Source organism: Microbacterium testaceum (assembly GCF_003075375.1).
GTDB classification, from domain to species: domain Bacteria; phylum Actinomycetota; class Actinomycetes; order Actinomycetales; family Microbacteriaceae; genus Microbacterium; species Microbacterium testaceum_E.
Genome location: NZ_QDFT01000018.1, coordinates 29,317 through 48,975, shown reverse-complemented (window position 1 = coordinate 48,975; position 19,659 = coordinate 29,317). Strand labels below are relative to the sequence as shown.

At 71.1% G+C, this 19,659-nt stretch carries 17 protein-coding genes and 1 tRNA gene; 4 read left to right on the top strand and 14 right to left on the bottom strand.

Annotated features, from left to right (window positions below; all coding sequences use genetic code 11):
- Positions 1-136: 136 nt before the first annotated feature.
- The 3 genes from DC432_RS08935 to DC432_RS08925 all read right to left on the bottom strand — a co-directional run bounded on the left by DC432_RS08935 (position 137) and on the right by DC432_RS08925 (position 2,682).
- A complete protein-coding gene (locus DC432_RS08935) occupies positions 137-1,171 on the bottom strand; it encodes a ribose-phosphate diphosphokinase (RefSeq protein WP_116537574.1) in 1,035 nt (344 codons plus the stop codon).
- The gene (glmU, locus tag DC432_RS08930) at positions 1,161-2,609 is read right to left on the bottom strand and encodes a bifunctional UDP-N-acetylglucosamine diphosphorylase/glucosamine-1-phosphate N-acetyltransferase GlmU (protein ID WP_116537572.1); all 1,449 of its coding nucleotides are present in this window, start codon (positions 2,607-2,609) and stop codon (positions 1,161-1,163) included. Before glmU ends, DC432_RS08935 begins: the two co-directional genes overlap by 11 nt.
- Before the next feature lies 1 nt (position 2,610).
- A tRNA-Gln gene (locus DC432_RS08925) sits at positions 2,611-2,682 on the bottom strand.
- A gap of 103 nt (positions 2,683-2,785) precedes the next feature.
- On the opposite strand from DC432_RS08925, the gene DC432_RS08920 reads away from it, so the two are divergent.
- A complete protein-coding gene (locus DC432_RS08920) occupies positions 2,786-3,283 on the top strand; it encodes a MarR family winged helix-turn-helix transcriptional regulator (protein ID WP_116537569.1) in 498 nt (165 codons plus the stop codon).
- Complete coding sequence (locus tag DC432_RS08915) at positions 3,280-3,792, top strand: hypothetical protein (protein WP_116537567.1); 513 nt, start codon at positions 3,280-3,282, stop codon at positions 3,790-3,792. The genes DC432_RS08920 and DC432_RS08915 overlap by 4 nt, the downstream gene beginning before the upstream one ends.
- A gap of 16 nt (positions 3,793-3,808) precedes the next feature.
- Here the strand turns inward: DC432_RS08915 and DC432_RS08910 are convergent, their stop codons facing one another.
- From DC432_RS08910 to DC432_RS08880, 7 genes are all read right to left on the bottom strand, one after another.
- Positions 3,809-5,602 (bottom strand): ABC-F family ATP-binding cassette domain-containing protein, encoded by a 1,794-nt coding sequence (locus DC432_RS08910; protein ID WP_116537565.1) that lies wholly within the window; start codon positions 5,600-5,602, stop codon positions 3,809-3,811.
- Between the two features lie 751 nt (positions 5,603-6,353).
- Positions 6,354-7,271: an ABC transporter substrate-binding protein gene (locus DC432_RS08905; RefSeq protein ID WP_116537563.1), complete on the bottom strand. Its 918-nt coding sequence runs from the start codon at positions 7,269-7,271 to the stop codon at positions 6,354-6,356.
- Positions 7,272-7,309: 38 nt separating this feature from the next.
- Positions 7,310-8,068, bottom strand: a complete 759-nt coding sequence (locus DC432_RS08900; protein WP_116537561.1) for an ABC transporter permease — start codon at positions 8,066-8,068, stop codon at positions 7,310-7,312.
- Positions 8,065-8,745: an ABC transporter permease gene (locus DC432_RS08895; RefSeq protein WP_108320613.1), complete on the bottom strand. Its 681-nt coding sequence runs from the start codon at positions 8,743-8,745 to the stop codon at positions 8,065-8,067. Before DC432_RS08895 ends, DC432_RS08900 begins: the two co-directional genes overlap by 4 nt.
- Entirely contained in the window at positions 8,742-9,566 is an 825-nt protein-coding gene (locus DC432_RS08890) for an ABC transporter ATP-binding protein (protein WP_116537558.1), read from the bottom strand. The genes DC432_RS08895 and DC432_RS08890 overlap by 4 nt, the downstream gene beginning before the upstream one ends.
- A 13-nt stretch (positions 9,567-9,579) precedes the next feature.
- Positions 9,580-9,882, bottom strand: a complete 303-nt coding sequence (locus DC432_RS08885) for a DUF427 domain-containing protein (RefSeq protein WP_116537556.1) — start codon at positions 9,880-9,882, stop codon at positions 9,580-9,582.
- 134 nt (positions 9,883-10,016) lie between these two features.
- Entirely contained in the window at positions 10,017-10,949 is a 933-nt protein-coding gene (locus tag DC432_RS08880) for a 4-(cytidine 5'-diphospho)-2-C-methyl-D-erythritol kinase (protein ID WP_116537554.1), read from the bottom strand.
- Between the two features lie 240 nt (positions 10,950-11,189).
- Between DC432_RS08880 and DC432_RS08875 the strand changes: the two genes are divergently transcribed.
- A complete protein-coding gene (locus DC432_RS08875) occupies positions 11,190-12,770 on the top strand; it encodes a stealth family protein (protein ID WP_116537553.1) in 1,581 nt (526 codons plus the stop codon).
- Here DC432_RS08875 and DC432_RS08870 read toward each other — a convergent pair.
- Positions 12,721-13,656, bottom strand: coding sequence for a phosphodiesterase (locus DC432_RS08870; protein ID WP_116537551.1), 936 nt, complete (start codon positions 13,654-13,656; stop codon positions 12,721-12,723). The two genes, DC432_RS08875 and DC432_RS08870, sit on opposite strands and share 50 nt — an antisense overlap.
- A 532-nt stretch (positions 13,657-14,188) precedes the next feature.
- Complete coding sequence (rsmA, locus tag DC432_RS08865) at positions 14,189-15,028, bottom strand: 16S rRNA (adenine(1518)-N(6)/adenine(1519)-N(6))-dimethyltransferase RsmA (protein WP_116537550.1); 840 nt, start codon at positions 15,026-15,028, stop codon at positions 14,189-14,191.
- Between the two features lie 67 nt (positions 15,029-15,095).
- Between rsmA and DC432_RS08860 the strand changes: the two genes are divergently transcribed.
- Positions 15,096-16,550 (top strand): sugar porter family MFS transporter, encoded by a 1,455-nt coding sequence (locus tag DC432_RS08860; protein ID WP_116537548.1) that lies wholly within the window; start codon positions 15,096-15,098, stop codon positions 16,548-16,550.
- 471 nt (positions 16,551-17,021) lie between these two features.
- On the opposite strand, the gene DC432_RS08855 is transcribed toward DC432_RS08860, so the two are convergent.
- Positions 17,022-18,032 carry a TatD family hydrolase gene (locus tag DC432_RS08855; RefSeq protein WP_243393082.1) on the bottom strand — a complete coding sequence of 337 codons (1,011 nt, stop codon included), beginning with the start codon at positions 18,030-18,032 and terminating at the stop codon, positions 17,022-17,024.
- Entirely contained in the window at positions 18,032-19,606 is a 1,575-nt protein-coding gene (metG, locus tag DC432_RS08850) for a methionine--tRNA ligase (protein ID WP_116537547.1), read from the bottom strand. The genes DC432_RS08855 and metG overlap by 1 nt, the downstream gene beginning before the upstream one ends.
- Positions 19,607-19,659 lie beyond the last annotated feature (53 nt).

Below are 19,659 nucleotides of genomic sequence, written 5' to 3'. Positions count from 1 at the left end.
CCGGTGTCCGGGCCGCCACCGCTCCCCCGTATCGAAGCGCCGCCCCGCACGCCCGCGAGGAACTGACGGCGGCGGCGTGCCCGAAACGCGCGCAGCCGCCTCCGCGAGGGAGACGGCTGCGCGCAAGGGTCGAACGTCAGGCGTCGCCGCCGAACATGCTCGTGACGGACCCGTCCTCGAACACCTCGTGGATCGCGCGGGCCAGCAGCGGGGCGATGGGCAGGATTGTCAGGCGGTCGAAACGCCGCTCGGCGGGCAGCGGCACGGTGTCGGTGACCACGACCTCGTCGATCGCGGCATCCTGGAGGCGCTCCGTGGCCGGGTCGCTGAAGATGGCGTGCGTGGCCGCGACGATGACCTTGCGGGCACCGCTGGCCTTGAGCGCCTGCGCGGCCTTCTGGATGGTGCCGCCGGTGTCGATCATGTCGTCGACCAGCAGGCAGGTGCGACCCCTCACGTCACCGACGATCTCGTGCACCGAGACCTGGTTGGCGACCTTGGGGTCGCGACGCTTGTGGATGATCGCGAGGGGCGCGCCGAGGCTGTCGGACCAGGTGTCGGCCACGCGCACGCGGCCCATGTCGGGAGAGACGACCGTGAGGGTCTCGCGGTCCTCGCCGGTGAGACCCCGCTCGAAGTGCTCGAGCAGCACGGGCTTGGCGAACAGGTGGTCGACCGGGCCGTCGAAGAACCCCTGGATCTGCGCCGCGTGCAGGTCGACGCTCATGATGCGGTCGGCGCCGGCGGTCTTGAGCAGGTCGGCGACCAGACGAGCGCTGATGGGCTCGCGGCCACGGCCCTTCTTGTCCTGACGGGAGTACGGGAAGTACGGGGCGACGACCGTGATGCGCTTGGCCGACGCGCGCTTGAGCGCGTCGAGCATGATGAGCAGCTCCATGAGCCACTCGTTGACCGGCGGGCCGAAGGACTGCACGACGAACACGTCGCACCCGCGGATCGACACCTCGAAGCGGGTGTAGATCTCGCCCGAGGCGAAGGTGCGGTGCTCGGTGGGCGCCAGCTCGGTGCCCAGGTGCTGGGCGACCTGCGCGGCCAGCTCGGGGTGCGAGCGCCCGGACGCGACGACGAGCCGCTTCTTGGTCTTGGCGACGAGCCCGGGGGCGATGCCGTTGTCGCGGTCGAGGTCTACACGATTCTTCTTACGAGCCATCGGCCGCTTCCTGTTCAGCCCGAGCCCGCGCGGCCACGTCGGCCGCTGCAGTACCCGGTCGGTTCTTCTCGACCCACCCCTCGATGTTGCGCTGGGGGGACACGCTGAGCGCCAGGGCACCGGCCGGGACGTCCTTGCGGATGACCGCTCCGGCACCCGTCTTGGCGCCCGCTCCAATCGTAACCGGCGCGACGAAGACGTTGTGCGAACCGCTGTGCACCTCGTCGCCGATGACGGTGCGGTGCTTGGCGATGTCGTCGTAGTTGGCGGTGATCGCGCCGGCACCCAGGTTGACGCCCCGACCGATCTCGGTGTCGCCGATGTACGACAGGTGCGGGACCTTGCTGCCCTCGCCGATCGAGGAGTTCTTGACCTCGACGAACGTGCCGACCTTGCCGTTGACGCCCACGCGCGCGTTGGCGCGCAGGTAGGCGAAGGGCCCGACGGTCGCACCGGCTTCGACGACGGCGAGCGTGCCGTCGGTGCGGGTGACTGTGGCGCCCTCGCCGATCTCGCAGTCGACCAGGCTCGTGTCGGGGCCGATCGTGGCGCCGGTCGCGATCGCCGTCGCGCCGCGCACGTGCGTGTTGGGGAGGATCGTGACGTCGGGGGCCAGGGTCGCGGTGACGTCGATCCAGGTCGTGGCCGGGTCGACCACGGTCACGCCCTCGAGTTGCCAGCGTCGCACCGTGCGGGCGTTGAGCGTGCGCCCCGCCTCGGACAGCTGCACGCGGTCGTTGACGCCCAGGGCGGCGGAAGCGTCGGCGGTGAGGGATGCCGAGACCCCGCGCTGCGCGTCGCGCAGCAGCCCGATCACGTCGGTGAGGTACTTCTCGCCCTGCGCGTTGGCCGTCCCCACGAGCGCGAGCTGCTCACGCAGCGGCGCCGACTGGAAGACGTAGACCCCGACGTTGATCTCGGTGACCGCGGCCTCGTCGTCCGTGGCATCCTTCTGCTCCACGATGCGGCGGACGCCGTCCGCCTCGTCGCGCAGGATGCGGCCGTAACCGAACGGCTCGTCGACGCGGGCGCTCAGCAGCGTCACGGCGCTGCCGCCGGTGCGGTGGGTCGCGAGGAGCTCGGTGAGCGTGCCCGTCTCGAGCAGGGGGACGTCGGCGCTGAGCACCAGCACGTCTCCGGCGAAGTCTCCGAGGGCGTCGAGGGCGACCTCGACGGCGCGCCCGGTGCCGGGGATCTCGTCCTGATCGACGATGACGACGCCGGGGGCGAGCTCCGTCACGGTCTCGGCGACGAGCTCGCGCTCGTGGCGCACGACCACGATGATGCGGGCCGGGTCGAGCGAGGCCGCGGTGTCGAGCACGTGACCGACGAGCGGCCGGCCACCCACCGGGTGCAGCACCTTGGGAGTTCGGGAGCGCATGCGCGTTCCCTGACCCGCTGCGAGGACGACGACGGCCAACTCGGTCGGTGATGTCATGCTCCGCCGCCAGGATTCGAACCTAGACCTAACAGCTCCAAAGGCTGTCGTGCTGCCGTTACACCACGGCGGACCGTGCCCGCGGGCACCGGTCAAGTCTGCCAGACGCGGACGCCGGGCGTTCGTCCGGTGCGCGCGGCGCGCTCACCGGGACGGGCTCTCGACATAATGAGGGGGTGAGCCGGGACAGCGACGAGGTCGACCGCATCGTCGACGCGTGGGTGCGTCAGCGCCCCGACCTGGACTTCTCTCCCCTCGAGGTGCTCTCGCGCGTCGCTCGGCTCTCGCGGCACCTCGACATCGCCCGCAAAGAGGCGTTCCGTCGCAGCGACATCGAATCGTGGGAGTGGGACGTGCTGTCGGCCTTGCGGCGCGCCGGGGAGCCCTACCAGCTCAGCCCCAAGCAGTTGCTGCAGCAGACGCTCGTGTCCAGCGGCACCATGACCAACCGCATCGACCGGCTCGTCGCCCGCCGGTTCGTGCGCCGTGAAGCCGACCCGGGCGACGGACGGAGCATCCTCGTGACGCTGACCGACGACGGCCGTATCCGGGTGGATGCCGCCATCACCCGCCTCGTCGATGCCGAGGCCCTGCTGCTCGAGGGTCTGGCGCGCAGCGACCGCGACCGCCTCGCGACGCTCCTGCGCAAGCTCAGCCTGGGGTTCGACGCGTGAGCGCCCCGGCTGCTGCGCTCACGCGGTGGGAGCGCGTCAAGGCCTGGTTCGACGTGCGCTTCCGCTCCCCCGCCGCCATCTACGGCCTCATCGTCTTCGCGGCGTTCGTGACGATCGCCGACGATCACGCCGAGACGGTCGGCGAGGTGCTCGAGAGCGCGGTCACCTCGCTGGTCGTCTTCTTCATCGCGCACGTCTTCGCGCACACCCTCACCGAGCACGCGACCCACGGCCTGCGGCGCGCCACCCGCGAGGGCATGCGCCACGGCGCCGGCATGCTGTACGCCTCGGTGCCGTCCGTCCTGCTGCTGATCTACGCCGCGGTGTCCGGCATGTCGGTGGACGACGCCTCCGACCTCAGCATGTGGTCGACCTTCGTCGTCCTCGGCGTGCTGGGGTACTTCGCCTACGCGCGACGCGGCGCACGCCTGGCGATGCGCCTGGTGGGCGCCTTCGCGACCGCGTGCCTGGGCATCTTCATCGTGCTGCTCGAATACGCCGTGCACTGACGATCGATCGTCGGCGTCAGCCGATCCGCTCGGTCAGCTCGAACCACTGCAGCTCGAGCTCGTCGCGCTCGGCTTCGAGGCCCGAGATGCGTTGCATCTCCGTGCCGAGCCCGACGTAATCCGACTGATCGTGATCGGCCAGGGCCGCCTTGGCCTTGTCGATCTGCTGCTGCAGCTTCTCGATGCGCCGTTCGGTCGCGGACGCCTCCTTCTGCGCCGCGCGCAGCTCGGCGCCCTGCAGACCCGGAGCAGCCGCGGCGCCGCCGCTCGCGGCCGGGCGCGAGGGCTCGGCATCCTGAAGCGACCGCAGACGCAGGTACTCGTCGACGCCGCCGGGGAGGTGACGCAGCCGCGCGTCGAGGATCGCGTACTGCTGGTCGGTGACGCGCTCGAGGAAGTACCGGTCGTGCGACACGACGATCAGCGTGCCCGACCAGGAGTCGAGCAGGTCCTCCATCGCGGCGAGCATGTCGGTGTCGAGGTCGTTGGTCGGCTCGTCCAGGATCAGCACGTTGGGCTGGTCGAGGATGACGAGCAGCAGCTGCAGACGCCGCTTCTGGCCGCCGGACAGGTCTTTCACCGGCGTCGAGAGCTGCGCGCTCGAGAACCCGAGACGCTCGAGCAGCTGACCCGGGGTGAGCTCCTGCGCCTTGGATCCCGCGCCGAACGAGTAGGTCGTGCGCAGCGACGAGATGACCACGCGCACGGGGTCGTTCAGGTGCTGATCGAGTTCGTCCAGGCGCTGGGTGAGGGTCGCGACCTTGACGGTCTTGCCGCGCTTGACGCGCCCGCTGGTGGGTTCGAGCGACCCGGTGACGAGGTTGAGCAGCGTCGATTTGCCTGCGCCGTTCACGCCCAGGATGCCGGTGCGCTCCCCGGGCGCGATGCGCCACTCCACGTCCTTGAGCACCGTGTGGTCGCCGTAGCTGACGCCCGCGTCGAGCAGGTCGACCACGTCCTTGCCGAGGCGCGCGACCGCGAGGGACTGCAGGGCCACCTTGTCGCGGATCTCGGGGACGTCGGCGATGAGCTCGTTGGCCGCGTCGATGCGGAACTTCGGCTTCGACGTGCGCGCCGGCGCGCCGCGGCGCAGCCACGCGAGCTCTTTGCGGGCCAGGTTCTGACGCCGCTGCTCGATGGATGCCGCCTGACGGTCGCGTTCGACGCGCTGCAGGATGTACGCGGCGTAGCCGCCCTCGAAGGGCTCGACGATGCGGTCGTGCACCTCCCAGGTCGCGGTGCAGATCTCATCGAGGAACCAGCGATCGTGCGTCACGACGAGCAGACCGCCCGCGCTCGGCGCCCACCGCTTCTTCAGGTGCCCGGCGAGCCACGTGATCGCCTCGACGTCGAGGTGGTTCGTGGGTTCGTCGAGGAACAGCACGTCCCAGTCGCCGGAGAGCAGCTTCGCCAGGGCCACGCGGCGGCGCTGACCGCCCGACAGATCGCCTAGCCGGGCGTCCCAGGGCAGGTCGCCGAGGAGCCCCGCGATCACGTCGCGCGTGCGGGCGTCGCCCGCCCACTCGTGCTCGGGCCGACCGCCCACCACGGCGTGGCCGATCGTGTCGTCGTCGTCGAGGGTGTCCTGCTGGTCGAGCACCCCCACCGTCACGCCGCCGCGGACCGTGACGCGCCCGCCGTCGGGCTCGCGGATGCCGGCGAGCATGCCGAGCAGGCTCGACTTGCCGTCGCCGTTGCGGCCGACGATGCCGATGCGGTCGCCCTCGTTCACGCCGAGCGAGACGGAGTCGAAGACGACCTTGGTCGGGTATTCCAGGTGCAGGGCTTCGCCCCCGAGCAGATGTGCCATATCCGTCCCAGGCTACGCGGTGCCCAGGCGCCCGGCATCCGCTCCCCCGTCCTGCTCGCGTGCGGGCGGGCGGGCGGGGCGGGCGGGGCGGGGCGGTCCGGGGCGGGGCGGTCGGGGCCGCGAAACAGCATCGCCCTGACAACTCGGTTGCAGGATGTCGCCGAGTTGTCAGCAGGGTGCAGTCTCGCGGATGCCACCCCGCCCAGGCACGCGCCGACGCCGAACCGTTCGCGGGTGCGGCCGAACCGCCGGGTGGCAGCGCTGGAACCGGCGGGCGGGCGGGCGGGGCCGCGGCGGGCGGCGGCGGCCGGGGCGGCAGCGGCGGCCGGGGCGGCGGCAGCGGCGGCGGCGGCCGGGGCGGCAGCGGCGGCCGGGGTGGCGGCGAAACAGCATCGCGCTGACATTTCGGTTGCAGGATGTCGCCGAGTTGTCAGCGGGATGCAGTCTCGTGGATGCCAGCCCGCGCAGGCGCGCCGACGCCGGACCGTTCGCGGGTGCGGCGGCCGCGGCGGCGGCGGCGGCGGCGGCGGCGGCGAGACAGCATCGCCCTGACAACTCGGTTGCAGGATGTCGCCGAGTTGTCAGCGGAATGCAGTCTCGGGATGCCTGCGTGGGCGACCGGACGCCGGACGCCGCGCGCCGAAGCCGCGAACGACCGCGGCCGCGAACGACCGCGACCGCAAACGACCGAAGCCGCGAACGACCGCGGGGCCGCCCGGCGAACCGGACGGCCCCGCGGCCAGGGACGGGCTCAGAAGCCGTTGGCGGCGAGCCACTCCGACGCGATGTCGGCCGAGGACTGCTGGTCGACGGTCGACTTGACGTTCAGCTCGACCAGGCCCTCGGGGGTGAGGGCGGCGCTGACCTTGTTCAGCACGTCCGACACCTCGGAGGCGACGTTCGAGTTGACGACGGGCACGACGTTCGACGCGAGGAACAGGCCCTCGGGGTCGGTCAGCGTGACGAGGTCGTCGGTCTGGATGCGCGGGTCGGCCGTGTAGACGTTCGCGACCTGGATCGTGCCGGCGACGAGGTCGTCGACCGTGGTCTCACCGGTGGGCGAGAACTGCACGGTGACGCCGTAGGTCGACTGCAGGCCGGTGGGGCCGTACGGACGCTCGGCGAGCTCGGCGTTGCCACCGAGGGTCAGCCCCGACGTGACCTTGGACAGGTCGGCGATCGAGGTGAGGCCGTTGGCGTCGGCGAAAGCCTTGGTGACGGTGTACGAGTCCTGGTCGGTGGCCTCGGACTGGTCGAGCACCTCGAGGCCCTCGGGCAGCGCGGCCGGCAGCGCGGCGTAGACGTCGTCGGCGGTGCGCGCCTCGGTGTCCTTCTCGAAGAACTGCAGCAGGTTTCCCGTGTACTCGGGGAACACCGAGACGGTGCCGTCCTCGAGCAGCGGGATGTAGGCGTCGCGCTGACCGATCTGGAACTGGCGCGTGACCGTCTTGCCAGCCTTCTCGAGCGCCTGGGCGTAGATCTCGGCGATGATCTCGTTGGAGTAGTAGGCCTGCGAGCCGACGACGATCGTGTCGGTCGAGCCGCCGTCCTCTCCGCCGCCGTTGCTGAGCGGGTCGCTGGACCCGCCGCTGCAACCGGCGAAGGCGAGCGAGGCGACCGCGAGCCCGGCGATGAGGCCGAGGCCCTTCTTGGTTCGTGCTGTGAACATGGGTGCTCTCTTTTCTGGTGATTCGGGATTCAGGTGGGTCAGGGGGTCGCCGGCGGCGCGGTCGGCGCTCCGACGGCGATCGCTTCGGCGCGGCGCTGACGGGAGCTGCGTCGCTGCGGCTGGGCGGCACCGGCGGCGCGGATGCCGCGGGGCACGACCAGATGCTGCAGCAGGGCGAACAGCCCGTCGATGACGAGCGCGAGGACGGCGACGAGGATCGCTCCGCCGATGAGGATGTCGAACCGGCGCAGCGGGATCGCCGCGATGATGTACTGGCCGAGGCCGCCGAGTCCGATGTACGCGGCGATGGTCACCGTCGCGAGCACCTGCAGCGTCGCGGCGCGGATGCCGCCGACCAGCAGCGGCAGTCCGAGCGGCACCTCGATGCGCCAGAGGATCTGCGACTCGGTCATGCCCATCGAGCGTCCCGCGTCGATCACCCGGCGGTCGATGGCCTCGAAACCGGTGTAGGCACCCGCGAGCAGCGAGGGGATGGCGAGGACGACGAACGAGATGACCGCCGCCTCGGGCTTGTGCAGCACGCCCATCAGCAGCGTCAGCAGGATCAGCAGACCGAACGAGGGGATGGCGCGCGCGGCACCCGAGATCGCGACGGCGGTCTCTCGTCCCTTGCCGGTGTGGCCGATGAACCACCCGAGCGGAATGGCGATCGCCCCGGCGATCAGGACCGCCACGGCGGTGTAGAGCAGCTGGATGCCGATGGCCAGCGGGATCGAGTCGAACTGGCCCGAGTCCCCCGAGAAGATCCACGCGATCGCGTCGCCGAGCAGGTTCATGCTTTCACCAACGTCCGGTTGGCCTGGCGCGAGACGGTCTTGGTCGCGCGGGTCCAGGGCATCAGCAGGCGTCCCGCGAGCACGAGGATCAGGTCGATCACCAGGGCGAGGACGACGACGGCGACCACCCCGGCGAACACCTCGGGGATGATGCGGCGCTGCAGCCCGTTGGTGAACAGGTAGCCGATGTTCTGGATGCCGACCAGGATGCCGACGGTCGCGAGCGCGATCGTGCTGGCCGAGGCCACGCGCAGGCCCGCGAGGACCACGGGCCCCGCGAGGGGGAACTCCACCGCCCGGAAGCGACGGAACGAGCCGTAGCCGATGGCCGTGGACGCCTGTCGGACGCCCGCGTCGACCGAGTCCAGCCCGTCGGCGACGGCGCGGACGAGGATCGCGACGGCGTAGATCGCCAGGGCGACGATCAGGTTGGTCTCGCTGACGATGCTGTACCAGCCGGTCACGACCGGGACGAGGATGAGCAGCGCGAGCGAGGGGATCGTGTACAGCAGACCCGTGATGGTGATGACCCCGCTGCGCACCAGACGGTAGCGCCACGCGACCCACCCGAGCGGGATGCTGATGACGAAACCCACCACGAGGGCGATGAGGCTCTGGCGCAGGTGCACCAGTGTCAGCTGCCCGATGAGGTCGAGGTTGTTCCCTACCCAGTTCACGGGTGAGCGTCCTCCACCAGGGCACCCTGGGTGCGACCCTCGGCATCCACCACGACCGTTCCGGTGGCGGTCTGCTTGAGATGCAGAGCGCGCTTGCCCTTGACCGCGCCGATGAAGCTGGCGACGAAGTCGCTCGCCGGGTTCTCGACGATCTGACTGGGGGTGCCGACCTGCGCGATCTTCGCACCCTTCTCGAGGATGACCACCTGGTCGCCGAGCAGGAACGCCTCGTCGATGTCGTGCGTGACGAAGACGATGGTCTTGCCGATCTCGCTCTGCAGGCGCAGAAGCTCCTGCTGCAGCTCGTCGCGCACGATCGGGTCGACGGCCCCGAAGGGCTCGTCCATCAACAGGATGTTGGGGTCGGCGGCGAGCCCGCGGGCCACGCCCACGCGCTGCTGCTGGCCGCCCGAGAGCTGGCTGGGGTAGCGGTCCGCCATCGCGGTGTCGAGGCCGACGGTCTTCATCAGCTCGAGGGCGCGCGTGCGGGCCGCCTTGCGGTTCTGCCCCTGCAGCACGGGGACGGTGGCGATGTTGTCGGCCACGGTGAAGTGCGGCAGCAGCCCCGAGTTCTGCATGACGTAACCGATGCTCCGCCGCAGCTGCACGGCCGGCTTGCCGCCGATGTCGTCGCCGTCGATGGTGATCGAGCCGGACGACGGCTCGACCATGCGGTTGATCATGCGCAGCAGCGTCGTCTTGCCGCAGCCGGAGGACCCGACGAAGACGGTGGTCTTTCGCGAGGGGATGACGAGATGGAAGTCGTCGACGGCGCGCGTGCCGTCGGGGAAGACCTTGGAGACGGCCGAGAACTCGATCATGCGACGACCCGACTCAGTCGGAGACCACGACCTTGCGGTCGAAGGCGACGTAGCCCGAGAAGTCCTTGCCCACGCGCTCCACCGCACCGTCGCGCAAATCGGGGTAGGACCAGGCGCCGTCGGTCAGCTCCGCACCGTCGAGGGAGACGTTCCAGTACTGCGCGGCACCCTTCCAGGGGCAGGTGTAGGGAGTGGGGCTCTGGGTGAGCGCGCCCTCGCGCACCGCCTGCGGCGGGAAGTACCAGTTGCCCTCGATCGAGGCCAGGTCGTCGCGGTCGGCTTCGGCGATCACGACGCCGTCGAGCACTGCCTTCATGGGAACCCCCTTCGTGGCACCCCGCGGGCACGGCACCCGTCGGTGGTGAGCCACCTTGGTCGAGGCTAGCGAGATACCGATCGCGCCAGCGGAAGATTGCCCCCTGTGTCGACCTGGGCTATGGTGCCGCGCGGTCAGACCACACGCGCGCCCGGCACGGGGCCGTGCACGTGCAGGGCCACCAGCCCCGCGGCGCTGAGGGTCACCTGCAGGTCGATGGCCGAGGACTCGTCGGCGGCGAGGAAGGCCAGCGTCGGACCGGATCCCGAGACGATCCCCGCCAGGGCGCCCGAACCCTCGCCCCGCTCGAGGACGCGCGCCAGGTCGGGACGCAGGTGGAGGGCCGGCGCCTGCAGGTCGTTGCGCAGCGTCGCGGCGAGCATGCGCGCGTCGCCCTGGCGCAGCGCGTGCAGCACGTCGGGGTCGACGGCGGGCATGCGCCGCGCCGGACCGATGTCGACCGCGTGCCGTTCGCGGTGCGCGTCGAGCTCGCCGTAGACGACGGGCGTGGACATGCCCTCGTCGTTGGGGACGAGCACCCAGTCGAAGCGCCCGCGCGCGAGGGCGGGGCTCAGCTCGTCGCCGCGCCCGGTTCCCACGGCGGTGCCGCCCAGCAGAGCGAAGGGGACATCGGCGCCGAGGCGCGCGGCCAGGCGGGCCAACTCGCTCATCGGCATGCCCAGGCCCCACAGTGCGTCGCACGCGACCAGGGCGGCGGCGGCGTCCGCCGAGCCCCCGCCCATTCCGCCCGCGACGGGTACGGCCTTGCGGATCGCCAGGTGCGCACCGCGATCGATCCCCGCGGTCTGCGCGAGCAGGCGGGCGGCGCGCACGGCGAGGTTGCGGTCGTCGGTGGGAACGCCCTCGATGTCGACGGGCCCCTTCGCGCTCACCGAGAGGGTGATGTCGTCGGCGGGCGTCGCCGTCATCTCTTCGTACAGCGACACCGCCTGGAACGCCGTCGCGAGCTCGTGGTAGCCGTCGTCCTGGACGTCGCCGACCTCGAGGAAGACGTTGATCTTGCCGGGGGCGCGGACGCGGACGGATGCTGGGGCGTGCGCGGTCATCGCGGCCCCTCCCCCGTCGTGCGCCCGGCGGGCCCGGCGTGTGCGAAACTGGAACGTCGGCCCGATCCCCGTCGCCGCTCGCGCAGCGGTTCGGGGAGGTCCGGGCCGGAGCGAGCGATCTGAGTCACTCTTCGACAGTAGCGCTCCGCTCCCCGCCGATCGGCGTCGCCGCCGAAACGTCGTCGTAACCCCGGAACCCTACGGTGACCGGATCCCGTTTCCACCCCCCGAGGAGGCAGTATGCGCCCGATGGTCCCCCTGTCGATCGACACCGACCCCTGGCGCACCCTGTTGTCCCGCTCCGATATCCGGATGCACGACGGCATCCTGCACCTCATCGACGACACCGCCACACCGGCGATCGCCGAACGCGACGACCTGCTCACCGCGGCCGCCGCCATCGAGGCGGCCGGGGTGCGCGTCCTGCTCGTGCGCGACGCCAACCGTCGGCCCAAGCTCGTCATCGACACGGGGGATGCCGAGGCGGCGCTGAGCGCGCTGCGCGACCCCGAGCTCGGGCCGGTCTACCTCAAGGCCCGCGGCGAGGACCCCGTTCCCGCGCACAGCGTGCACCCCACCGCCGGGTCGGTGCAGGCGTTCGCGGTCTTCCGTCCCCGCACCTCGACCGAGGGCTCCTATCGCTACGGGGCGTCGCTCGCCCCGCGTCTCGAACTGTGGCGGTTCGGCGAGAAGACGATCGAAGCACCCCGCCCGAGCGCCCTCACCCGCCGCCGCTTCGCCGCGGCCGACCTCGACTTGGTCGAGATCGAGCGCTACGGCCGCCGCTGGACGACGGTGGCCGGCATGTTCGATCCGCACCCGAACGAGCTCACCGCCGACGTCGACATGGTCTTCTCGTGGGTGGACGGGTCCTCCAGCGAGTTCCAGCGGCAGCGCGCCGCACGCATGAAGGGCTACGTCGTGGGCGACGGCGACGACAACGCCGCGCGCTACCGACAGGTCGACGAGCTGCGCTACGCCCTGCGGAGCGTGCACATGTACACCCCGTGGGTGCGCCGGATCTTCATCGCCACCGACTCCCCCACGCCGGAGTGGCTGGCTGACCACCCCAAGGTCACCATCGTGCGCAGCGAGGAGTTCTTCGCCGACCCGTCGGTGCTGCCCACCCACAACTCGCACGCCGTCGAGGCGCAGCTGCACCGGATCCCCGGGCTCGCCGAGCACTTCCTCTACAGCAACGACGACATGTTCTTCGGGCGCCCGGTCACGCCCGAGCTCTTCTTCAGCGGCGGCGGCGTCAGCCGCTTCGTCGAGAGCGGCGTGCGCATCGGCAGCGGCCCCGCGCACGTCGACCGTTCCGGTCACGACAACGGCCTGCGGGTCAACCGCGCCCTGCTCAAGGAGCGCTTCGGTCGCGTCATCACGCTCGACCTCGAGCACTGCGCCACGCCGCTGCGCCGGTCGGTGGCCTTCGAGCTCGAGCGCGAGTTCGCCGACGACTACGCCCGCACGGCCGCGTCCCGCTTCCGCTCCGCGACCGACATCTCGGTGACCAACAGCCTGTACCACTACTACGCCCTGGCCACCGGCCGCGCCATCGTCACCGCCGAGCCGCGCACGCGCTACGTGCAGACGACCCAGCTCGACTCGCTGCGCACGATGGAGCGGCTCGTCTCGCGCCGCGACACCGACATGTTCTGCCTGAACGACGGCAGCGTGCCCGAGATCCCCGAAGAGGTGCGGGTCCCCGCCCTGCGCGCGTGCCTCGAGCGCTACTTCCCGATCGCCGCTCCGTGGGAGAAGACCGAGGTCAGCGCAGGATCGGCAGCGGCGTCGTCGGCGGCGACACCGGTCCACTGAAGGCTCGGGATGCCGGCACGACGATGCCGGCATCCCGCAACCGTCGCTGGGACTCCTCGGCGTCGACGTACTGCAGGGCGTCGCTCACCGCGAGCGGCACGACCGAGTGAACGACGGTCTCGTCGTAGACGTGGACGATATTGAAGCCCTGCGCGGCGTCCTGGGGGCGCGTGCCGCCGACGGGAACCATGAGGTCCTGCGTGTAGCAGGTGGCCGAGGCCACCGATACGGGGATGCCGGCGAAGGTCGCGAACGTCGAGTAGTGCAGGTGACCGGCCAGGATCGCGCGCACGTCGCTGCCGCGCAGCACCGCGGCGAGACTGCGCTGATCGCGCAGTTCGACCGAGGCCGCCAGATCGAGGACGCTCGGCACCGGCGGGTGGTGCATGGCCAGGATCGTGCCCAGCGGGGCGGGCGTCGCGAGGACCTCGGCGAGCCACTCCCGCTGAGCGGGCGTCACCTCGCCGTGGTGGGCCCCGGGCACCGAGGTGTCGAGGGTCACGATGCGCAGGCCGTCGAGCTCGTCGACCCGGTCGACGGGAGCCGCGGGGTCGGCGGCCTCGGCGGGCAGCAACTCGGCGCGGAAGGCTGCGCGATCGTCGTGGTTGCCCATGACCCACACGACCCGAGTCTGCAGGCGCTCCGCGAGCGGCTCGACGATGGCCCGCACGCGGCGGTAAGCATCGGCCTCGCCGAAGTCGGCCAGGTCTCCCGTGAACACCAGCGCATCGGGGCGGACGCCCGAGGCCTCGATCGCGGACGCCGCGCGCGAGAGGTACGCCTCGGAGTCGACATCGTCGTACAGCGGTGCCCCGCCGGCGCGCAGGTGGGTGTCGCTCAGGTGCAGCAGCACCCTCTCGGCACGGGGGTACTCGGCGTAGCGCATCTCGATCCTTCCGGGCCGTCGGGTACGGCCGCGACACCGGCGTGATGCTCCCGGTTGCCTCGAAATGTTACAGACATGTTTCGGGAACGCGTGATGAACACGGTGAGAATTCACCCGACCGCCGTCGCCGCGGGTGCTGCCGGTCCGAGGGCCGCGGCCCGGGCGGCGCCGCTCGTCACCCGGCACCGCGGACGTGCACAACTGCGGGGAGTGAGACCGACACGCCGCCCACCCGCCCGCGCCGACGGCGTGTCGCCGGATCGGCCCGCCGTTGTGCACAGGCACAGGCGCAGGCGAGGACGAACGGCTCGGGGCGGCGCGGCCCGACACCCGGCACGCCGGGCGTGCACAACTGCGGGTGGTGGACCCGACACTCCGCCCACCCGCCCGCGCCGACGGCGTGTCGCCGGATCGCCCCGCCGTTGTGCACAGGCACGGGCGCAGGCGAGGACGAACGCAGCGGCCCAGCGGCGAGGGCGAGGTGGACGCGGAAGCGCACGACGGCGCGGGCGGCGCTGAGCGCCGCGGCCGGTCAGACGGCGGCGATGCGGGCGTAGTCCTCGACCGTGAGCTGCTCGCCGCGCAGGGTCGGGTCGACCCCCGCGGCCTCGAGGCGGGCCGAGGCCTCGGCCGCCGTCCCGCCCAGGACGCCGGCGAGCGCCTGGCGGAGCATCTTGCGACGCTGCTGGAAGGCGGCATCCACGATCTCGAACGTCCGCAGGCGGTGCTCCTCGGTGCCGCGGGGGTCGGCATCCCGGTCGAAAGCGACCAGCACGCTGTCGACGTTCGGCACCGGCCAGAACACCTGACGCGAGACCGTCCCCGCCAGGCGCCACGAGCCGTACCAGGCGGCCTTGACGCTGGGGGCTCCGTACACCTTCGACCCGGGCGGGGCGGCCAGACGCTCCCCCACCTCGGCCTGGACCATGACCACGCCGCGACGCAGGTACGGGAACGTCTCGAGGAAGTGCAGCAGCACCGGCACCGACACGTTGTAGGGCAGATTCGCCACCAGCACCTCGGGTTCGCCCGGCAGGGCGTCCACGCGCAGCGCGTCGGCGTCGATGACCGTCAAGCGGCCCTCGGGGACGTCGTGCGCGACGGCCGTGGCAGGAAGACGCTCGGCCAGCCGGTGGTCGATCTCGACCGCGACGACCGACGCCCCGGTCTCGAGGATCGCCAGGGTGAGCGAGCCGAGGCCGGGACCGATCTCGACGACACGATCGGATGCCGTCACCCGGGCCGCCTGGACGATCTTGCGCACCGTGTTGGCGTCGACGACGAAGTTCTGCCCGAGCTTCTTGGTGGGGGTGACGTCGAGGTCGGCGGCGAGCCGACGGATCTCGGCGGCACCGAGCAGGGAAACGGGCATTGTTCCACTGTAGTCAGGGAGGCCGCCAGTACCCTCCACGTCGCGGGGGCAGGAGTAGCGTGGGCAGGTGAGTCAAACGCAGTCCATCCCCGCAAACGCCTTCACCCTGCGAAGCCCCTATGGGCGACGAGCGATCGGCCTGTCGGTCGCGGCCGCGGTGGGCGGCTTCCTCTTCGGGTTCGACTCCTCGGTCATCAACGGCGCGGTCGACGCGGTCGAGAGCAACTTCGAGCTGACCCAGGTGCTGACCGGCTTCGTCGTCGCCGTGGCCCTTCTCGGCTGCGCGGTCGGAGCCGTCGTCGCCGGAGCCCTGTCGGACCGCTGGGGCCGCCTGAAGGTCATGCTGCTGGGCGCGGTGCTGTTCTTCGTGTCGTCCATCGGCGCCGCGCTGACCTTCAGCGTCCCCGATCTGATCCTGTGGCGCGTGATGAGCGGCCTGGGCATCGGCATCGCCTCGGTCGTGGCTCCGGCCTACATCGCCGAGGTCGCGCCGCGTCAGATCCGCGGCTCGCTGGCGTCGCTGCAGCAGCTGGCGATCACCCTCGGCATCTTCGGCGCCCTGCTGTCCGATGCGCTGCTGGCCAACTCGGCCGGCGGTGCCGCCAACCAGTTCTGGCTGGGCCTCGAGGCGTGGCGGTGGATGTTCCTCGTCGGTGTGATCCCGGCGGCGGTGTACGGCATCCTGTCGTTCACCGTGCCCGAGTCCCCGCGGTTCCTGCTGTCGAAGGGCCGCAGTGACGAGGCCCGCAAGATCTTCGCGCGGCTCGTGCCGCCGGCCGATCTCGACAAGACGATGAAGGAGCTCACGAACAACATCGAGACGGACCGCAAGAACAAGAACGTGTCGCTGCGCGGCCCGGTCCTGGGCCTGCAGGGGATCGTCTGGACCGGCATCCTGCTGTCGATGTTCCAGCAGTTCGTCGGCATCAACGTGATCTTCTACTACTCGACGACCCTGTGGAGGGCGGTCGGCTTCGACGAGAGCAACTCCCTGCTGATCTCGGTCATCACCTCGGTGACGAACGTGGTGGTGACGTTCGTCGCGATCTTCCTGGTCGACCGGGTGGGTCGCAAGCCGATCCTGCTGACCGGCTCGATCCTGATGACCGTCTCGCTCGGCGCGATGGCACTGGCGTTCGCGTTCGCGACCGGCTCGGGGCAGGACGTCTCGCTGCCGGCTCCGTGGGGCGGGATCGCGCTGGTCGCGGCGAACATCTTCGTCGTCGGGTTCGGCGCCTCGTGGGGACCGCTCGTGTGGGTGCTGCTGGGCGAGATCTTCCCCAGCCGCATCCGCGGAAAGGCGCTCGGTGTGGCCGCGGGGGCGCAGTGGATCGCCAACTTCGCCATCACCGTGTCGTTCCCCGCGATGTCGAGCTGGTCGCTGCCGCTCACGTACGGCATGTACGCGCTGTTCGCCGCCCTGTCGTTCGTGTACGTCGCGCTCCGCATCCCCGAGACGAAGGGCATGGAGCTCGAGCAGACCGAGACGCTGTTCGTGAAGAAGGCGAAGTCCACGGCCTGATCGCGGATGCCGGGTCGATCCCGGATGCCGAAGGCCGGCGCCCCGCGGGGTGCCGGCCTTCCGTCTGCCCGCGTCGGCGACGCGTGCGCACAACCTCCGTCATGTGCACAAACTCCGCGGCATCCGGCCCCCGGCGACGGAGGTTGTGCACATCGCGGAGGTTCTGCACGCCAACCGCGCGGCACCGCGTCGACACGCGTGCGCACAACCTCCGACATGGGCACAGACTCCGCGGCATCCGGCCCCCGGCGACGGAGGTTGTGCACATCGCGGAGGTTCTGCACGTGACCGCGCGGCACCCCGCGTGCGCACAACCTCAGACATGGGCACAGACTCCGCGGCATCCGGCCCCCGGCGACGGAGGTTGTGCACATCGCGGAGGTTCTGCACGCCGGCCGCGCGGCACCACGGGCGCGACCGCGCCGTGAGCCGGGCCTGAACCGCGCGCGGCCGGCGAGCGCTGCGGCCGCGTCAGTCCTCGAACGCGCCGTAGACGCGCAGCGTGTTCTCGGCGACCTGGGCGGCGAGCTCGTCGGCATCCATCGACAGCTCCGCGGCGAGGAAGCGCAGCGTCACCGGGATGAGGTACGGCGCGTTCGGACGGCCGCGGTAGGGCACGGGCGTGAGGAACGGCGCATCGGTCTCGACCAGGATGCGGTCGAGCGGGGTGACCGCGAGCGCGTCGCGCAGGTTCTGCGCGTTCTTGAACGTCACGTTGCCGGCGAACGACAGGTAGTACCCCCGGTCGGCGGCGATGCGGGCCATGTCGGCATCGCCCGAGAAGCAGTGGAACACCGTCCGGTCGGGCGCGCCGACCCGCTCGAGGGTCTCGAGGACGGCGTCATGGGCGTCGCGATCGTGGATCTGCATCGCGATCCCGTGCTTCTTGGCGAGGGCGATGTGCGCCTCGAACGACCGGAGCTGAGCCGGGATGCCATCCTCTTCGGTGCGGAAGAAGTCGAGGCCCGTCTCGCCGATCGCCCGCACCCGCGGCTCGGCGGCGAGCTCGTCGATCACCGCGATCGCGGCGTCCAGCTCGCCCGCCAGCTCGTAGGCGGGCGCCTCGTTGGGGTGGATCGCGACGGCGGCGAGCACGCGCGGGTGCGACCGCGCCGCCCACGCCGACCACCGCGAGGAGTCGACATCGCCGCCGGCCTGCACGACCCCGTGGACGCCTACCGCCAGCGCGCGATCGAGCTGCTCGTCGAGGGACAGACCGGTCTCGCCGTCCTCGATCTCGAGGTGCGTGTGATTGTCGTAGACCGGGATGCCGAGGGGTTCGGGCGCGGGCGGATAGCTGACGTCGCGGCGGCCGTCGACCGAACGCTCGCGCACGTACTGACTGGGGTCGCCGCCGTCGATCGTGTTGCGCGGGCGCTCGACGGGCGTGGAGCCGGCCGCAGGGGTCGCGGACCCTTCGACGCGCTCGGGGACGGCGTCGGGCCCGCCGGCCCCGGGAGCTGCCCCGTCGGACGGCGCCATCACGCCTGCTCGACGCGCGGGAACAGCGGCGACAGCGCGGTCACCACCGAGCCCGGGCGGAGCACGCCCCAGCCGCCCGCCGCGCGGATCGGCTGCGCGACGAGCGCCCCGAGGGACTCCTCGGCGCCGAGGGCGGCCCAGAGCTTCGCGGTCGACCCCGGCATGACCGGCGACAGCAGCACCGCGAGGGCGCGCAGGCCCTCGGCCGCGGTGTAGAGCACGGTACCCAGGCGCTCGTGCTGCGCCTCGTCTTTGGCGAGCGCCCACGGCTCGTTCTCGGTGATGTAGCCGTTCAGCGCGTCGACGATGGTCCAGATCGCCGCGATGGCCTCGTCGATGCGGAAGCGCTCGATCGCCTGGTCGGCGGTGGTCGCGGCATCCGCCACGATCTTCTGGATCGCGCGATCGCCGTCGGTGTACGCGGCCGGGGCGGGCACGACGCCGTCGAAGTACTTCGCGATCATCGCCACCGTGCGCGACCCCAGGTTGCCGAAGCCGTTCGCGAGCTCGGCCTGATAGCGCGCCGACAGGTCTTCCCACGAGAACGAGCCGTCCTGGCCGAACGCGATCGCCGACAGGAAGTAGTAGCGGTAGGCGTCGGAGCCGAAGACGTCGGTGATCTCGGTCGGGGCGATGCCGGTGAGCTTGGACTTCGACATCTTCTCGCCGCCGACGAGCAGCCACCCGTGCGCGAAGACCCCGCGCGGCACGTCGAGACCCGCGGCCATGAGCATGGCCGGCCAGATCACCGCGTGGAAGCGCAGGATGTCTTTGCCGACGACGTGGAACGCGGGCCAGCGACGCTCGAACTCGGCGGGGTCGGTGCCGTAGCCGACGGCTGTGGCGTAGTTGAGCAGGGCGTCGACCCACACGTAGATGACGTGCGAGGGGTCCCACGGCACCGTGATGCCCCAGTCGAACGCCGAGCGCGAGATCGACAGGTCTTTCAGGCCGCTGCGCACGAACGAGACGACCTCGTTGCGCGCGGACTCGGGACGTACGAAATCGGGTTCGGTCTTGTACAGCTCCAGCAGGCGGTCCTGGAACTCGCTGAGCTTGAAGAAGTAGTTCTTCTCTTGCAGCAGCTCGAGCGGCTTGGAGTGGATCGCGCACACCTTGAGCCCCTCGAAGGGGCCGGTGCCGTCGACGATCTCGGCCTCGGGCTTGAACTCCTCGCAGCCGACGCAGTACAGCGCCTCGTACTCGCCCGCGTAGATGTACCCGCGGTCGTGGAGCGCCTCGACGAACTGCTGCACGCGCTCCTCGTGGCGCGGCTGCGTCGTGCGGATGAAGTCGTCGTTGGCGACGTCGAGGGTCTCGAGCAGCGGGAACCACGACTCGGTCACCAGCTTGTCGACCCACTCCTGCGGGGTCACGCCGTTCGCGGCGGCGGCGCGCAGCATCTTCTGCCCGTGCTCGTCGGTGCCGGTCAGCATCCAGGTGTCGTCGCCCGCCTGGCGGTGCCAGCGCGCGAGCGTGTCGACGGCCACGGTCGTGTACCCGTGCCCGATGTGGGGCAGATCGCTGGGGTAGTAGATCGGCGTCGTGATGTAGAAGGATCGGCCGGAAGTCACCTGGTGATTCTACGGGGGGCCGCCGACACTCCCGCCGCGTGTGACGGGCGCCC

Bases quoted from the DNA above. Each gene is read 5' to 3' on its own strand.
- DC432_RS08935 (WP_116537574.1), bottom strand. From the start codon at position 1,171: ATGGCTCGTAAGAAGAATCGTGTAGACCTCGACCGCGACAACGGCATC.
- glmU (WP_116537572.1), bottom strand. From the start codon at position 2,609: ATGACATCACCGACCGAGTTGGCCGTCGTCGTCCTCGCAGCGGGTCAG.
- DC432_RS08910 (WP_116537565.1), bottom strand. From the start codon at position 5,602: ATGGCACATCTGCTCGGGGGCGAAGCCCTGCACCTGGAATACCCGACC.
- DC432_RS08905 (WP_116537563.1), bottom strand. From the start codon at position 7,271: ATGTTCACAGCACGAACCAAGAAGGGCCTCGGCCTCATCGCCGGGCTC.
- DC432_RS08900 (WP_116537561.1), bottom strand. From the start codon at position 8,068: ATGAACCTGCTCGGCGACGCGATCGCGTGGATCTTCTCGGGGGACTCG.
- DC432_RS08890 (WP_116537558.1), bottom strand. From the start codon at position 9,566: ATGATCGAGTTCTCGGCCGTCTCCAAGGTCTTCCCCGACGGCACGCGC.
- DC432_RS08885 (WP_116537556.1), bottom strand. From the start codon at position 9,882: ATGAAGGCAGTGCTCGACGGCGTCGTGATCGCCGAAGCCGACCGCGAC.
- DC432_RS08880 (WP_116537554.1), bottom strand. From the start codon at position 10,949: ATGACCGCGCACGCCCCAGCATCCGTCCGCGTCCGCGCCCCCGGCAAG.
- DC432_RS08875 (WP_116537553.1), top strand. From the start codon at position 11,190: ATGCGCCCGATGGTCCCCCTGTCGATCGACACCGACCCCTGGCGCACC.
- DC432_RS08870 (WP_116537551.1), bottom strand. From the start codon at position 13,656: ATGCGCTACGCCGAGTACCCCCGTGCCGAGAGGGTGCTGCTGCACCTG.
- rsmA (WP_116537550.1), bottom strand. From the start codon at position 15,028: ATGCCCGTTTCCCTGCTCGGTGCCGCCGAGATCCGTCGGCTCGCCGCC.
- DC432_RS08855 (WP_243393082.1), bottom strand. From the start codon at position 18,032: ATGGCGCCGTCCGACGGGGCAGCTCCCGGGGCCGGCGGGCCCGACGCC.